We start from the raw sequence: 16,705 nt of genomic DNA, 5'->3' as shown, positions 1-16,705 counted from the left end.
AGCCCAGTGCTATTTATTTCATGAGAAGCCATAAGCAGTGAATATTAACTTTTTTCCGGCCAATATACAGGTATATAAGTTAAAAAAAGGTACTAGTATGTCCCTTTAAAGCTGAATGCGTTTTTCCCGACATTGATTAAGAATTGTATAATAGTTGCTAACAGAATATGTAAATGGTAATTAAGCTTATAGGTGTTACTATTTGTGCAGGAATTCTAGTTCTATTCCATTATTTACTCTCCAAGCAAATGGGATTAGGGTCTGATCATGGCCTGCACGTAAATATCATACAGCGAATAAAAAAAAACAGGCATCGATTTATTTCGGATTATTTACTATGCTACAATGAAAATAACCCTTGTTACCCTCAGTTATTTCATTGGATTTTGTCATTTCTTCCCTTATCAATTATTGAAAGGAAAGCTAAACGGGTGTCTTTAGCACTCAGTATTTTAGAAACAGTACTATTCAATTTTTTTATAATTTTATTTCAGGTTAGATCGCAAGTCGAATTAAGTGTTTTGCAATTGATTCTTGCGAATCTGGTCTTTTTTTCATTTCCTTTCTCTTATGCCGTTTGGAATGCTAAAAACACTGGGATTTCTGCTCGTCAGGCAGGTATAATAGGTGGGCAAATTTTCCTTTACGCTATAGCCTTCTACATTGATCAGCCTAACCTGTATCTGCTGGTTGGCTTGTATTTAATTGGATTTATCATTGTATTGCTGAGCCAATTTGCTATGCAATACCTATTGTTTAGTATCCTGTTTTTTAGCTTGGCCTTTGACCTTTGGCAGCTAATTGGAATACCTATAGTGGCTTATATCTTGTTTTATGCTATAATGCCAAAGGTAGCTGTAAGTTATATCAAGGGGCAGTTCAATCATAAGAGAAATTATGCTCTGTATATGGCTGAGATTTTCATTCTAAAAAGCAGACCAAGTATATACTTAGACTTTATACGAGATTTTTGGCTTCAGCTTAGGGAGAATAAAATTAAGGGGCTTTATTATATTTATGGTAATCCGCTGGTGGAACTATTGTATGGCTTTACCTATTTTTGGCCATTAGTGTATCTATATATTTTTGGTAACCTTGAGGCGCCATGGAACAGGCTAGTAGAAGTGGCGGGTATTGGCGTTGGAATTTTTATAGTCACCAGTTTTCGAAAGACGAGGTTTTTAGGAGAACCTCAAAGGTACATGGAATTTGCTATTCCGTTAATTGCCATAAGCTTCATAAGCGTTTTTGATCCGATAGAAGTTTTTTTATTACTCTTACTGAATTTAATCATAATACTGATTCCTAGAAAGTTGATTTTAAGAGGTAGAAAGCTACAAAGAGATCAAGATGCAAAACACGCATTGATGATCAGCATGAAAGACAAAGATTTGTTAGGGGATGAGCTTGTTTGGTCTTCGAACGATTCGGAACTTTTAAAGGAATTGGCTGTCGAAGGTGTTAAGATTTGTAGACCTGATTATACCTCATATTTTTCAAGTAAATCTGAGTTCAAAAGGCAATTCTTCGATGATTTTTTGGGCAATATTTCTCCCTCTGCGTTGAAGGACTACTTAAATAAGTATCCCCTCAAAGGTATTGTCCTCAATACTGATATATATGGCATGGAGGGACTTCCATTAGCTGTGAAACAAAATTGGGAATATTCATATCGAATTGATAATTATCAAATACTTCACAATTAATGATTAAACTTTTAGCTAAAGATTTTGTCATTTATGGCCTGGCAGCCTCATTGGCAAAATTAATTGGGCTAATATTACTACCCGTTTACACCAGATCATTTTCCGCCAGCGAGTTTGGAAACCTAGATTTGGTATCAACTATTGTTGCTTTTGGGGCAATTTTGGGTATGCTTCAGTTGGAATCTGCCGTCAGCAGGTATTTCTTTCAATCTAAAACAAAGGCAGACAAAAGGATACTTATATCCACAGTATATTGGACAATACTGCTTGGATCCGCTATAGTGATGATAACGCTAGTGGTTTTTAAATATCAGTTGGCTAGTTTACTCTCACTTAGTGACCCAAAAGTACTGATTGTTGCTGCAATGGTTATTCCAGCCTCTTGCCTCAATGCATTGTTGACAGTTGTCATCAGATTTAAAAAGAAACCCTTAATCTACTTAGGGTTTCAGTTGTTACTCATAGGTGGGATAGTCTCATTGACTCTTTACTTAATCCTGATCAAAGAATTAGGTATAGAAAGTGTTTTTTGGGGGCAACTTCTGGGATATCTTTTAGTCAGTATTTTCATGACACTGTACCTGAAGGAATACATTGGGTTCACTTTTAACATGGGTACGCTCAAAAGATCGTTTCGATATTCCTTACCCCTGGTGCCATCAGTAGCTGGTACATGGATAAATTCTTATGCAAACAGGTTTTTCATGTTGGGTTACCTAACGGTAGCGGATGTTGGCATTTACGCGGTGGCGCTCAAGTTAGCGTCAATCATTAATTTGGTAGGAGCTTCGTTTAAAATGGCCTGGGCACCCTTCATGTGGGAAAATTTTGAGAATAATAAAGAGTATAAAAACCTCTTTAGAAGTGTACAGGAATATGTGAGTTGTTCAATTCTTTTGCTGGTTTCTCTTTTGACCATATTTTCATACGACCTTACATCTTTTTTGGCTACTCCTGAGTATTTTTTCGCAAGCAGATTGTTTGGTTTCATCGCTCTATCTTATGCGCTTACAGTAGTTATAAATCAGACTGTAAGTTTAGGGCCGGGAATTGAAAAAAAGACTGAGTATAACACCGTTATATATCTAATAAGTGTTGTTGTTAATATCGCCTGTTTGTTTTTAATGGTGCCTGTTTTTGAACTTCATGGCGTTGTAATAAGCCTCTTAATTAGCTCATTGGTACAGGTAACTTTAAGCTGGATTTTTTCGGAGAAATTGCACCCGATAGGGTTTTCAATATTGCCAACTATACTTTCGTTAACAATCTCTTTTGCGACCGTCTTGGCTTTTTCAATGTGGACTATTGATTTAAGTATCAAGTTAATTCTAGGGCTATGTTTATTAGCTCTTGCAATTTTATATGTCAAAAGAGCGATTGGTAAGACTTTTAGTATTACATCCTGATCGAACTGTTTTAATGGATAAATTAAGTTTCCTTGGAGATGTTTATGTACCAGAGTTTTTTGAATCTGAAGTGTCATTGGAACACTTTATTTTCAATTTAGAGGCTCCTGTTACAACTGATCTTACTAATCCGGCCATACATAAGATAAATCTTCATATTGAAAGATTTGAGAATATTCATGACACCTTTAAAAGGAATCCTCTTGCAGTATGTCTATCTAATAATCATATCTTTGATTACGGAGATTCCGGCTTCAATAGAACAACAGACATACTTGATAAGGCCCAAATAGAGTATTTTGGTGCAGGTCTAAACGGCTCTCATTTCAATAATCCATTTGTATTTACTTTTTCGAATTCAAAAAAGATTGGGGTATTGGGCTTTTGTTGTAAAAGTACGCATCCATCAAAGGGGAAAAATGCCACTGTCGCTACCATTGAGTTTGAGCGCATTGCCAATGCAATAGAAGAACTAAAAAGTAGCGTTGATTTTGTTGTTTTAAACCTGCATTGGGGAGATGAAGAGATTGCGATTCCAAAACCCCTGGATGTAATAATGGCTCGCAAACTTGTTGATTGCGGAGCAAATTTAATCTTGGGCCATCATGCACACGTTATACAATCATATGAAAAGTATAAAGGTGTCAGAATTTACTATGGCATTGGAAACTGTATTTTCCCTGATTTTGATGTCCAAAGTAAGTTTGACGGTGATAGATTTACAACCAGATCACGTAAAGTTCAAGCTCGCAGAAATAAGCGATCAATAATGGTTCATTTGTATGAAGATTTTTCAGTTCATCATGAATTTTTGAAGTTTGAAAGTGGTGTTTTAGCTTATGATAAAAGTTTAAAATTGAGGTTTCAATTTTTGACAATGAGCACACGTGTTTACAATACCTTCAAATTTTTTGAAAGCAGGAAAGCGAAGATAATAGGAGTACTGCAAAACCCGAGAAAGCTCTCTTTTGGAAGTATGCTTAACTTTCTAAAGGGAAAATGAAATTATAGAATGAAACTCGCTATACACAAAAGACCAGGATCGTTCAGCGATAGATGGATAGAGTATTGTAAATTGCACTCCATCGATTATAAGCTTGTTAATTGTTATGCCGATGATATAATTGAACAGGTGAAAGATTGTGATGGACTCATGTGGCATTGGCATCATGCCGATCCAAAAGCGATTTTGTTTGCGAGGCAACTTACTCTATCACTGGAAAAATCAGGAAAAAAAGTCTTTCCCAACTCTGATACCTCTTGGCACTTCGATGATAAGGTGGGGCAAAAATATCTCCTTGAGGCCATGGAGGCGCCTATTGTAAAGTCACATGTCTTTTATTCAAAGAAAGATGCTGTTTCATGGGTGTCGAATACGTCCTTCCCCATTGTATTTAAATTAAGAGGTGGAGCTGGATCAATCAATGTTAGATTGGTTAAGAGTAAAGCTCAGGCAGATAGGCTCATTAGAAGGAGTTTTTCCAGGGGGTTCCCGGCCATAGACAGGTATTCCATGTTTAAGGATAGGCTTTATCACCTAAAAAGAGATCGGGATTTAGCAGCGCTTTTTGGGGTTTGCAAAGGTTTTGCAAGGCTATTTGTTAAGACTTCTATAGAAAAGGAAAGTCACAGGGAAAAAGGCTATGTTTATTTTCAAGAGTTTTTGCCAAAGAATGATTTTGATACTCGGGTGATAATCATTGGAGAACGCGCTTTTGCAGTTCGAAGGTATGTAAGAACAGGAGATTTCAGAGCTTCAGGCAGTGGTGTCAAAGGGTATGAAAGGGAGCTTTTTGATCTTGAGCTGATAAGGGAATCTTTTGACTTAAGTAAGAAGCTTAATACACAATCACTGGCCTTAGACTTTATTTATGATACTGAAGGGGAAATGTATATAGTAGAAATCTCTTACGGATTTGTGACGGGCCCCTTTTACGATGATTGCCCTGGTCATTGGAATAGTGATCTCGAATGGATTCCGGGAAATTTTAAAGCGCAGTATTTTATGATGGAGGATTTTATTACCTCTATAAAGCAAGCCAGTCATTAAGGAAATCAACTTAATAAAGTTAATTTGACTGAATGGTCCTTAAGGTAAAGCCCAATACTGAAATTCAGAAGACTTCATGCCTTGTGGCGTTACTTATACTTTTTTCAGTGTGGTCTTTTTTATATTTAGAAGGGAGTTTTTCGATTATCCTCTTTTCTCTTTTCTTTTTGATGCTGGGCGCATTGACTATCAGCTTATTCTCAAAAAGCTCTAGAAATGAATACGGTCATTTAGTCATATTCCTGAGTGCTTATGCCCTATATACTCTTTACACTGTCTACATAGATAAGCTCTTTTTTACTAACCCGGTAAACGATTATTACGTTTTCAGGGATCAGTTATTTTACTACCGCAATGCCATGGCTTTTGATGAGCGAGGTTTTGCTTACATAGCCAGAGATTCCTTTAATACTTTTGAATACTCCTCACTACCACTAACCATGTTCACTTTTCAGAGCATGTTTTATATTTCAAGTTTCTTTGATCCGCTTAACTACGATCCACTGATCTTAAAGTTGCTCAATGTCTTTTTGCTCTCTTTGAATGCTTCTATTCTCTACCTGCTTTGTCTGAAGTTTTGGAATCAGCAGGTCGCTTTTTTAAGCACACTTTTGTTTGCTCTGTGTTCACACAATTTCTTTTACTCAGCCTTTTTGTTGAGAGACCAGCAAATCGCCACAGTTTTTACATTGATTGCCTTTGTGGGCCTGGCAAATTATGCCCTGCTGAAAAAGGCAATATTAATTTTCTGCCTGGTTCTGATATGCTTCTACATTAGAAAGGCCAACGGAGCAGTGGCCGGGGTGTTTGGCATTTATTTTTTGCTTTCCGATTTGTATAAAAGGATGAATAGTAAAGCAGCGAAAACACTCTTTTATGGCTCCGTCTCTCTTTTAGGTCTTGTTTTTTTGTTCCTATTTATTCAAGTGGTACTACCTCTTTATCAAGACTTATATGCCACAATTGAATCTTACAACAGTAAGGTAGAAGCAACGGCAGGAAGAGGAGGTTCTTTAGGTTATGCATTAAGAGGCTCTCTCATAGGGCATCTACTTCTGACCTTGTTTTCACAGATTATTCCTTTCCCAATTACTCGAACACTGGAAGATGGCCTGGCTTCATTCCCGCTGTTGATCGCAACAGTCTTTTGGTTTATAGTTTGGTCGGTAATGGTCTTGGGGCTTTTACGTGTACGTATTCGAAAAAGTATACCCACTGAGATCAGAAACCTCTTCTTGATGTCTTTGGGAGTGATCTTTCTTACTACTTTTGCTTCCTTTGAGACACGTAGGCTTCTGGGGTTCTACCCATTGATCTACTTAGTTTTTATATCTGTGATTGTTCAACTCAATAAACTGGATAGAAGACTTTTTGTGACCCGTTCTTTGGGTCTGTATGCCATTTTACATGTCGTATACTTTATTATCAAATAATGAAGGTTCTGCTAATTATAGACAACATGGGATCGGGAGGGGCCCAACGTCAGATTATGACCTTGGCTAAGGCACTCAAAGCAGACGATTTTGACGTTGCGATAGCATGGTACTATAATTCCGAGTTTTATTTAGGCGAGATAACCCAGTTAGGTATTGATCACTACAGGCTTTATGAGTCAAACTATTTTGCGAGGTTAAAGTCTTTCGGAAAGTTATTTAAATCAACCAGGCCAGATTGGGTTGTAGCTTACTTACCAGGTCCCTCCGTGTTGGGCTGTTTACTGAAACCTCTTGGCGGGTACAAACTGATAGTAAACGAGAGGAGTGCAAAACCAAGTGCACAAAAAAGCATTAAGTCCCGACTTTATCGGATGGCCTACCTTTTGGCTAATTACGTGTGCACAAATTCATTCGCAAACATGGACTTCATTTCAGAGTCTGTTCCATTTTTGCCGCCTACCAAAAAAAAGGTAATCTACAACTCTTTGGACCTTGATTATTGGGCTGATAAAACTGAGGTGCATGGACAAGATGTATTTCATATGATTGTTTTGTCAAGCCACAGAAGGTTAAAGAATCTAAAGGGATTGATAGAAGCTGTGAACATTCTGAATGAAAGTTTCAGGCAAAACCTTAAAATATCATGGTATGGAGATGATTCTGGTGATCAATCAATGCAAGAAGGGCAGAAGCTCATTGAAACATACGGATTAGAGGAAGTTTTTTATTTCCAACCAGCAGTAACGGATGTGAAATCAGTCATTGCGTCAGCTACGGTAATCGGACTATTTAGCGAGTACGAGGGCTTACCGAATGCTGTGTGTGAAGGCATGGCAATGTCAAAGCCGATCATCGCTACTAAAGTGTCAGATCTCCCCGGTATTCTGGATGACCAAAAGGAACTACTTTGTGATTATCAAGATGCCAATACGATAAGCAAGGCAATAAAAAATGCCATGAAAATGTCTCAGGATAAGTTGCAGTTGATTGGTGCTATGAACAGAAAAAAGGCAACCGAGATATTTTCCTCGGTCAATAACTACAAAACACTAAAGTCACTTTTACGGACGGCATGAGGGTATTGATGATTAGTTCTGAGTGGCCAAGTGATGAGCATCCAAATTCTGGACTATTTGTAAAGCGCCAATTTGATTATTTAAAGAAGAATGGGGTAAATATAGAAATCTATTCGTTTAGAGGAGGAGGAAGCTTAAAAAATTACTGGATACATAGGCGAAAGATTAAGTCAACCATAAAAACTTTTAAACCAGATATATTTCATGCACAATTTGCTCAAAGTGCGCTTCTGGTAGTTGGGCGGAAGGGGAAACTGGTTGTAACATATCGAGGAGATGATGCTCAAGGTATCGTCAATGAAAAAGGCGTACAAACAAAAAAAGGGCTAATACTCATGCTCATTGGGAAAATAGTGTCAACGGTGAGCGACAAGATAATTGTCGTATCTAAGCATCTATTAAAAAAAATCCCATGGATATCGGATGCAAGTGTGATACCTTCAGGTTTGGAGCTTTACAGGTATGATAAACTCTTGAAGTCTGATAGGGCATCAATGAGGGAAAAACTTGGAATTCCTCCTGGTTTTATGATCCTATTCCCCAATAGCACGTCTAATCCGAATAAAAATTATCAGTTGGTTGAGCAAGCCTTAGCATCAGTTGCTATCAATGAACGAAAAGACTTTTTTGTGAAAACAATCTTTGGCCAATCTCATGAGGAATTACTTCAATATATGAGAGCCAGTGATTGTATGATACTTACATCTCTGAGAGAAGGATCTCCTAATGTGATTAAAGAAGCTATGGCTTTAAATACACCTATCATAAGTGTTCCTGTGGGTGATGTTCCTGAGCGGATATCGAAACTCAAAGGATCTTTTGTATCACAAGGCTATGACCCACAGGAACTAGCAAACCTTATGATAAAAGCTAAAGAGTTCGATTATTCGGAATACAACAGCAGGGAATTGGTTTCGTTATTAGATGAGCAAAAATTGACGGAAGGGCTCATTGATATTTATCACTCATTAATGAACTAAGAATATGTGCGGGATATTTGCTGCAGTAGATATTGATAATGGGCTTTCTCATGAAAATCTCCGTTTGTTCAGAAAGAGTGTCGATGTAATCGAACACCGTGGTCCTGACGCTTCTGGAGAGTACTGTTACAATACAAGGATGAGTAATGTCCAAAAAGAGGAGTTCAATTTGTACTTGGGTCACCGAAGACTATCCATCATAGACTTATCGGCCAATGGAAATCAACCACTTGAAATTGGCGATTATGTGATCATATTCAATGGTGAGATTTTTAACTACCAAAGTCTGCTGGATGAATTGGTAAAAGACGGTGTAAGTTTTAGAACTAAAACTGATACTGAGGTAATCATTGGGATATACAAAAAGTACGGGATAAAGGGTTTTGACAAGCTCAACGGTATGTGGGCTTTTATTCTGCTAGATAAAAATCAGAATAAACTAATCGTTTCCAGAGACAGGTTCGGAATCAAACCGCTTTATATTTCTCGTGTAGGTAGCAGTATTTATTTCGCCAGCGAGATCAAGCAGCTTTTACAGTATCAGAAATCACTTAAGGCCGATCATAGCGCCTTATACTGCTATCTAAAGCAAAGCATCCGGGATTATTCGGAAAACACCTTCTTTGAGAACATCAAGCAATTTCCAAAGTCCAATTCATTGGAGCTCGATTTGCAGTCCGGGCATGAACATTTTGAGTCCTATTGGGACTATAAACCCATTGAGAACCTTTCAGAGACAGATTATATAGACCAGTTTAAGGCACTCATGGATGACAGTGTCTTACTCAGAATGGTGAGCGATGTAGAAGTTGGTGCGCTATTGAGTGGAGGGCTTGATTCTACAGTCGTTTCTCTATTAGCGAACAAGTCAGCACCATCATTGAGGACTTTCTCTGTCATTTCAAAAGAACAGAAGTATAGCGAAGAGGAGTTTATAGATATTGCTGCTCAAGAGGGCAATTTGAAGAACTATAAATTCACCCTCGATCCGCAAAATTTTCTAGAACACTTAGACAAGACGATTTATCACCAGGATGAGCCCTTCACCACGGCCAGCGTTGTGGCTAGCCATTTGATTTTTAAACATATTAAGGAGAATTTTGGCCTGAAGGTGATTCTATCGGGACAAGGGGCTGACGAGCTTTTGCTAGGCTACCTGAAGTTCTACTTTTTCTATCTAAGCCGACTTAAACAGGAAAGAAAGTTTCTGCCTCTTTTTGCCAACATCTTTAGCGCTGTACTACAGGGTACCATTTTTAATCAGTTTGACCTCTCTGTGGCTAAGCGTTACATTCCGTTTCTGAACAAGCGAAGAGTTGATTACCTAAGGCTGAGCGGTATTGATGAAGACATCAGTAGCAGGGGCAATATGACCCAGAGACAAATTCTGGATGTTTCGAATTACTCACTGCCTTCGCTTTTTGCCTATGAGGATAGAAACTCTATGGCCTATTCGATTGAGTCCAGAGCACCATTTATGGACCATAGACTGGTAAATTTACTTTTGCACACCCCAGATCACTTGAAAATCAGTAAGGGATGGACTAAGTATATGATGCGAAAGCATCTGACCTACGTGCCTGACCAGATCAGATGGCGTAAAGATAAAAAGGGTTTTGAAACACCTGAGGAGTTATGGTTAAAACAAGATTTTCAGGGCTATCTTAAGGGTTTGAAACAGGAATCGGCATTGGCCGATATAGGTGCCATTGATGCTTCCAGATTCACAGATAGCTACAATCAATACCTTAATAACAGTAGTATCATTTCAAAAAAAGAGATTTTTAGCGTGTTTATTGCCGAAAGATGGGCCCGACTAAATTTTTAAAGACAACATGAAAGAAGTAAAATTTGCAATAGTAGGATGTGGCCGTATTGCCCTAAGACATGCCAAACACATCAATAATTACGGAAAACTGGTAGCGGTATGCGACATTGTCAACGAAAAGGCAGAGGAGCTAGCAGCGGCCTATGGCGCAACTGCCTTTAGTTCAATAGAGGCATTGCTTGATGCAAAGCCTGATGTAGATGTGATTTCCATTTGCTCACCCAATGGCTTGCATGCCAAGCATTCAATTCAGTCTTTGAATGAAGGTTATCATGTGTTATGTGAAAAGCCCATGGCCATAAGTGTTTATGATTGCGGTCAAATGATCACCGCAGCCGAAAAGAACAACCGTAGGCTTTTTGCTATCAAGCAAAATCGCTTTAATCCTCCGGTGATGGCTGTAAAGGAACAGATTGAACTAGGCAAACTAGGAAAGATCAATTCAGTACAATTGTCTTGTTTTTGGAATAGAAACGAAGACTATTACCATAATTCATGGAAAGGGAGTTCAGATCTTGATGGCGGTACTTTATTTACACAATTCAGTCATTTTATAGACTTGCTATTTTGGCTGGTTGGCGATGTTAAAAATGTGGAAGCCTATTTTCAGAACTTTGTGCACCAAGGCATTATCGATTTCGAAGATACGGGAGTGGTCATTATGCAGTTTTATAACGGGGCCATTGGAACCATCAATTATACTGTGAACAGTTATGGCAAGAATATGGAGGGATCATTAACCATTTTCGGTGAAAAGGGTACGGTTAAAATTGGGGGGCAATATCTCAATGAGCTGGAATATCAGAATATTGATGGGATTGAGATTAAGGGTCTTCCAGAAGGTAATACAGCCAATAATTACGGTAACTACCAAGGTTCTATGAGTAACCACGACAAAGTGTATGAGAACTTGGTAAATGTGCTGACCCAAGGAGGGCAAATTTCTACAAGTGCTTTTGAAGGGCTTAAGACTGTGGAGATAATTGACAAAATCTACTCTAAGAAGAAGGAATTCCACAAACTATGAGCTCTGAATTATGAGAGTTATTAAACATCAGATCGTAGACGTAGATTACGGTGAGTCAGTCACTGTAGTAGAGCCCGTAAATATCTATGGGTGTAAATTGGCAGATCATGTCTTTGTAGGGCCCTTCACAGAGATTCAGAAAAACGTGAGTGTTGGCGAAAAAACAAAAATTCAATCCCATACATTTGTTTGTGAATTTGTTAATATTGGCGCCAATTGCTTTATAGGGCATGGAGTGATGTTTATCAACGACCTTTTTCAATCAGGTCGTCCTGCTGGGGGCGATACTTCCAAATGGAGATCTACTGAAATTAGAGATAACGTCTCGATTGGCTCTAATGCTACTGTGTTACCGGTAACTATCTGTGAAGGAACAGTGATTGGAGCAGGAGCGGTAGTAACCAAAGACATCACTACCAAAGGAATTTATGCAGGAAACCCTGCCAAACTTATTCGAAAATTATAATGGAAATTTCATTTGTAGACCTGAAAGCTCAATATGATAGTATCAAAGCAGATATAGATGCTGCTATCAAATCAGTCATTGATAACACAGCTTTCATCGGTGGTCCTATCGTTCGCGAATTTCAGGCCAAGTTTGCAGAGAAGTATGGCGTAAAGCATTGTGTAGCGGTAGCCAATGGTACCGATGCCATATACATAGCCCTTAGAATGATTGGTATTGGGGATGGAGATGAAGTAATTACCACAGCTCATAGCTGGATTTCAACTTCTGAGACCATTAGTCAGACTGGTGCTAAGCCTGTTTTTGTAGATGTTGAACCAGACTACTTCACCATCGACCCTGAAAAGATCGAGGAAAAGATCACGGAACGCACCAAGGCCATCATTCCGGTACACATCTACGGGCAGGTATGTGATATGGACCGAATTATGGCCATTGCTAAAAAACATAAGCTTAAGGTACTCGAAGATACTGCTCAGGCACATTTTTCTGAATATCGGGGCACCCGGGCTGGGTTGATTGGAGATGTGGCCACTTTCAGCTTCTATCCTGGTAAAAACCTGGGAGCATATGGCGATGCAGGTGCCATTATTACCAATGATGATGAGTTGGCTGAAAACATGAGAATGTTTGCCAATCATGGAGCATTAATTAAGCACCAACACAAAATGGAGGGGATTAATAGCCGATTGGACACACTTCAAGCAGCTATACTTGCTGTTAAACTCAATCATATTCTTGACTGGACCCAAGCCAGAAGAGACTGCGCAAATCGCTACGATAAGTTGTTGGGAGGTATTGATGGGCTCGTTATTCCAAAAGTAAGACCCAACAGCAAACACAGTTATCATTTATATGTGATTAGGACAGATCGCAGAGATGAACTGAAATCCTTCTTAGCCTCAAAAGGGGTGCCAACAGTTCTACACTACCCAACCATCTTGCCCTTGCTAAAGCCGTATGAAAAATATGGTTACACACCGGAAAATTTCCCTGTGGCTTATCAAAACCAGAATACAATACTCTCAATTCCTATTTACCCAGAGCTGCCTGATGACCACCAAGCCTACATAGTGGAACAGATTGCAGCTTTCTTTAACAAATAAAATGAGAATAACGGTAGTAACCAGCGAGTTTTACCCGATGAGCCTAGCTGCTGCAGTCAGGATGGCCCCATGGGTAGACGCCTTGATCGATGCGGGACATGATGTAAAAATTATTACCACAAAAGCCTCTAAAGGGGTAGAGAAGTATAAGGTGGCTTGTACTTTTTTTCAGGGGCCAAAAAACAGCCAGGGCTTTGCAGTTCGGTTATTGGCTGAAATTCTCTTTGGGATTGAAATCGGGATCCGTTCTTTTTTCAGAAAGTCAGATGCTTACATTGTCACGAGCCCACCCTTTTTCATGGGGCTTATCGCCATTACGCTGATTCGTTTGAAAGGAAAACCTTATGTATTGGACATAAGAGACGATTATCCCAGGATTTTTAAAGAACAGGGGCTCATCAAGGAGACCAACCCGATCTACAGATTTATTGACGGGAGAACCACAGCGAGCTATAAAAAAGCTGCCATTGTTACCGGGGCCACTCAGGGATTGGTCGATAACATCATCCAAAAAGTCGGAACTGCTGAGAAAGTAGTCTTGCTCAGGAATGGATATGTAATACCGGAAGGGTTCTTGTGGCCTGCTAAGCGAAAAAAATTCACTGCAGTTTTTCATGGAAATTTGGGAAAGTTTCAGAACATAGAACTCTTGTTAGCCGTGGCTGAAAGGCTAAAAGAGCATGAAGGTATCGCTTTTTTGATCATTGGCTCAGGGGCACAGGAAAAACTGGTCAACCAATGTGAGTTACCTAATGTGTCATACTTAGGTAGAATTCCTCATGATCAAATTATGGTTACGATTGCTAGTTGTCATGTTGGTTTATCTTTCCGTATAGATGGGAGAATTTCCCAAGACGCTTTTCCTGTAAAGGTCTATGAGTATATTGGTGTAGGTATTCCGTCCGTTATTACACCTGTTAGCGAAGCGAGTGAATTTGTAAAAAAATATAGTATTGGTATAGAGTTTAGAAATCTGGATGTCAATGAGATAAGCAACACAGTTCTTCGTATGGCCAGTGATGAAAAGTACTATAGAAGCTTTACTAATGAGATTGCCAACCTAAAAAATGACTTTCAAAGGGATAATCAATGTAGAGAGTTTGTAAATTTGTTTGAAAGTAAATTAGTCCGATGATCTTTGATTATTTTTAGATAATATATGGTATATAGTTCAGATGACTTATTTAATCAAAAGCTTAGTGAGCGGTAGGTCAAATCATTTTTTAATTAAAGGATGGCTGAAATTTATATTATTCATGAAGTTACTAATTCTACCTTCCGAAAATATGATTTTAAAAATTCACTCGCTTTGGTAAACGGGTATAAAGAGCTCACGTCCTATACTCTATCTTATCATCAATCAATTGCAGTTGGTCAGCTTAGAAAAAGGGATGTTGTTATTTTATCCTGTAACATTCTTAGGGCAAAATACAAAGTGAAATAATGATAGGTGTAATAGGTGGATCTGGTTTCGTTGGTAGCTTTTTACTTAAAGAGATAGAGACCAAGAACCCCAAAAATTTTGATAAAAACTCTAGTCCATTCTACAATGACATTACTGTGAATGGGAATGTACTTGATACGGTTGCATTGGATGGTTTCCTTAAAAACAAAGATACTGTAGTTTTATTGGCAGCCGAACATAGAGATGATGTTTCACCATCCTCATTATACTATGATGTAAATGTACAAGGCACCAAAAATGTTCTTGCTTCTATGGACAAGTATGGTGCTAAAAACCTTATTTTCACAAGTTCAGTGGCAATTTATGGACTGAATCGTGATAACCCTAATGAAACACAGGTTCAAAACCCATTTAACCATTATGGTAAAAGTAAATGGGAAGCCGAAAAAGTAATCAAAGAATGGTATGATCAAAACCCGGCAGACAAGTCTGTAACAATTATCCGGCCTACCGTGATATTTGGTGAGCGTAACAGAGGGAATGTCTATAATCTATTAAAACAAATATGTTCGGGAAGATTTCTAATGATTGGAAAAGGTCAAAATAAGAAGTCTATGGCTTATGTCGGTAATGTTGTGGCTTTTATTAAAAATAGATTGGAACGAACGGAGACTGGATATCAAGTTTTCAACTACATAGACACACCAGATTTTACCATGACAGAACTGTTAGGTGTAATTGACAAACAAATGAATCTAGAATTGCCAGAAATTAGAGTGCCTTATTGGTTGGGGATGTTAGGTGGTTATGGTTTTGATTTACTGGCATTTCTTTCAAGAAGAAAACTTTCAATTTCATCAGTAAGGGTTAAAAAATTCTGCGCAACTACACAATTTGATGCAACCAAGGTTCATGCTACATTTAAAGCACCTTATTCTTTAGAAGAAGGACTGAAAAGAACTTTAGAGCATGAGTTCATAAATCCTCAAGCGGATGACATTTTATTCTTCTCTGAATAACAGCGACCAATTCTTATCTTTGTAAGATGGAACAAATTTTTTTAGTAGGTGGTACTGCGTTCTTAGTGACATTTCTGATGTTTCCGGTTTTTATAAAGTTTTTTAAGAGAAGAAATTTCTTGGATGATCCAGGTGGACGTAAAATCCACACAGCTAAAACCCCTGCTATGGGAGGTTTGCCTCTCTTCATTGGTTTTTGTATTGCCATTCTTATTTGGGCACCTTTTGAAGTATTGCGAGAGACAAAATATGTCCTAAGTGCTTTGTCCATAATGTTTATTATTGGCTTTAGAGATGATCTTATTAACCTCAGGGCCTTCCAGAAACTATTTGGTCAAATAGCTGCTGCTCTTATTATTGTCACAGTTTGCGACATAAGGCTAATGTCATTATATGGATTATTATTTAGTATAGGAGAGGTGCCATTAGCAGTGAGTTATATGATATCAGTGTTCACGATAATAGTTATTACAAATGCTTATAACCTTGTAGACGGTATTGATGGGCTTGCTGGGTCAGTTGGGGTAATAGCATCTTTGTTCTTTGGCACTTGGTTTTATCTTAACAATCTTGATTCGTTTGCCTTAATTTCCTTTGCTTTTGCTGGAGGACTTTTGGCGTTCTTAAATTTTAACTGGGCTCCTTCCAAGATATTTATGGGTGATACAGGGTCGCTATTGATAGGCTTTTTTCTGTCTATTGTTACAATCAAGTTTATTGACTCCAATTCAGGATTGGTATCTTCCGAATTTGCTTTTGGAGGGTCAATAGGAACCGCAATAGCAGTATTGATATTACCACTCGCTGATACCGCACGTGTTTTTGTCAAGCGAGTTGCCAAAGGCAAATCTCCTATGCACCCTGATAGAACGCATTTTCACCATATTTTGCTAAGACTAGGTTGTAATCACGCCCAGTCAACGGGAATTCTTGTAACGGTTAATATCGTCTTCGTGCTTCTGGCCTTGGTTTTGAAGAATTTTTCTGATGCCATTGTTATTCCTTCCATATTGGTGACTGTTTTTGCTTTGGGCACCATTCTTGAACTTATCTTTAAGTCAGCAATTGACAAACGAAAGGAAGAACTCAAAGAGCGAAATCGTGCTCAAAGAAACGAGACCAAAGTCGTTTCCATTTCTAAGAATGCGGGTTAGCCGTATTCATTCTCTCTAAACCTTCTTTTATATAATTATCTCTTAT

The 16,705-nt window shown here is 38.4% G+C and carries 14 protein-coding genes; all 14 read left to right on the top strand.

Going from position 1 to position 16,705, the window contains the following annotated elements:
* Positions 1-173 precede the first annotated feature (173 nt).
* A complete protein-coding gene (locus BFP97_RS13640) occupies positions 174-1,706 on the top strand; it encodes a hypothetical protein (RefSeq protein ID WP_221406607.1) in 1,533 nt (510 codons plus the stop codon).
* Positions 1,706-3,112, top strand: a complete 1,407-nt coding sequence (locus BFP97_RS13635; protein ID WP_069842952.1) for a lipopolysaccharide biosynthesis protein — start codon at positions 1,706-1,708, stop codon at positions 3,110-3,112. The genes BFP97_RS13640 and BFP97_RS13635 overlap by 1 nt, the downstream gene beginning before the upstream one ends.
* 13 nt (positions 3,113-3,125) lie before the next feature.
* A complete protein-coding gene (locus tag BFP97_RS13630; protein ID WP_069842951.1) occupies positions 3,126-4,115 on the top strand; it encodes a CapA family protein in 990 nt (329 codons plus the stop codon).
* 9 nt (positions 4,116-4,124) lie between these two features.
* Entirely contained in the window at positions 4,125-5,162 is a 1,038-nt protein-coding gene (locus tag BFP97_RS13625; RefSeq protein ID WP_069842950.1) for a RimK family alpha-L-glutamate ligase, read from the top strand.
* Positions 5,163-5,194: 32 nt separating this feature from the next.
* Positions 5,195-6,595 (top strand): hypothetical protein, encoded by a 1,401-nt coding sequence (locus BFP97_RS13620; protein ID WP_069842949.1) that lies wholly within the window; start codon positions 5,195-5,197, stop codon positions 6,593-6,595.
* Positions 6,595-7,674: a glycosyltransferase gene (locus tag BFP97_RS13615; protein ID WP_069842948.1), complete on the top strand. Its 1,080-nt coding sequence runs from the start codon at positions 6,595-6,597 to the stop codon at positions 7,672-7,674. The genes BFP97_RS13620 and BFP97_RS13615 overlap by 1 nt, the downstream gene beginning before the upstream one ends.
* Positions 7,671-8,654, top strand: coding sequence for a glycosyltransferase family 4 protein (locus BFP97_RS13610; RefSeq protein ID WP_069842947.1), 984 nt, complete (start codon positions 7,671-7,673; stop codon positions 8,652-8,654). The genes BFP97_RS13615 and BFP97_RS13610 overlap by 4 nt, the downstream gene beginning before the upstream one ends.
* A gap of 4 nt (positions 8,655-8,658) precedes the next feature.
* Positions 8,659-10,482, top strand: a complete 1,824-nt coding sequence (asnB, locus tag BFP97_RS13605) for an asparagine synthase (glutamine-hydrolyzing) (RefSeq protein WP_069842946.1) — start codon at positions 8,659-8,661, stop codon at positions 10,480-10,482.
* Positions 10,483-10,489: 7 nt separating this feature from the next.
* Complete coding sequence (locus tag BFP97_RS13600; RefSeq protein WP_069842945.1) at positions 10,490-11,509, top strand: Gfo/Idh/MocA family protein; 1,020 nt, start codon at positions 10,490-10,492, stop codon at positions 11,507-11,509.
* A 10-nt stretch (positions 11,510-11,519) separates the two neighbouring features.
* Positions 11,520-11,975 carry an acyltransferase gene (locus BFP97_RS13595; protein WP_069842944.1) on the top strand — a complete coding sequence of 152 codons (456 nt, stop codon included), beginning with the start codon at positions 11,520-11,522 and terminating at the stop codon, positions 11,973-11,975.
* Positions 11,975-13,081 (top strand): DegT/DnrJ/EryC1/StrS family aminotransferase, encoded by a 1,107-nt coding sequence (locus tag BFP97_RS13590; RefSeq protein WP_069842943.1) that lies wholly within the window; start codon positions 11,975-11,977, stop codon positions 13,079-13,081. The genes BFP97_RS13595 and BFP97_RS13590 overlap by 1 nt, the downstream gene beginning before the upstream one ends.
* A gap of 1 nt (position 13,082) precedes the next feature.
* A complete protein-coding gene (locus tag BFP97_RS13585) occupies positions 13,083-14,216 on the top strand; it encodes a glycosyltransferase family 4 protein (protein WP_069842942.1) in 1,134 nt (377 codons plus the stop codon).
* A gap of 308 nt (positions 14,217-14,524) precedes the next feature.
* Positions 14,525-15,505 (top strand): NAD-dependent epimerase/dehydratase family protein, encoded by a 981-nt coding sequence (locus BFP97_RS13575; RefSeq protein WP_069842940.1) that lies wholly within the window; start codon positions 14,525-14,527, stop codon positions 15,503-15,505.
* Positions 15,506-15,531: 26 nt separating this feature from the next.
* The gene (locus BFP97_RS13570) at positions 15,532-16,659 is read left to right on the top strand and encodes a glycosyltransferase family 4 protein (protein WP_069842939.1); all 1,128 of its coding nucleotides are present in this window, start codon (positions 15,532-15,534) and stop codon (positions 16,657-16,659) included.
* The last annotated feature ends 46 nt before the right edge of the window (positions 16,660-16,705 follow it).

The sequence above is a fragment of the Roseivirga sp. 4D4 genome, from assembly GCF_001747095.1.
Classification (GTDB): Bacteria; Bacteroidota; Bacteroidia; order Cytophagales; family Cyclobacteriaceae; genus Roseivirga.
This window is presented reverse-complemented; position numbering and strand designations above follow the sequence as displayed.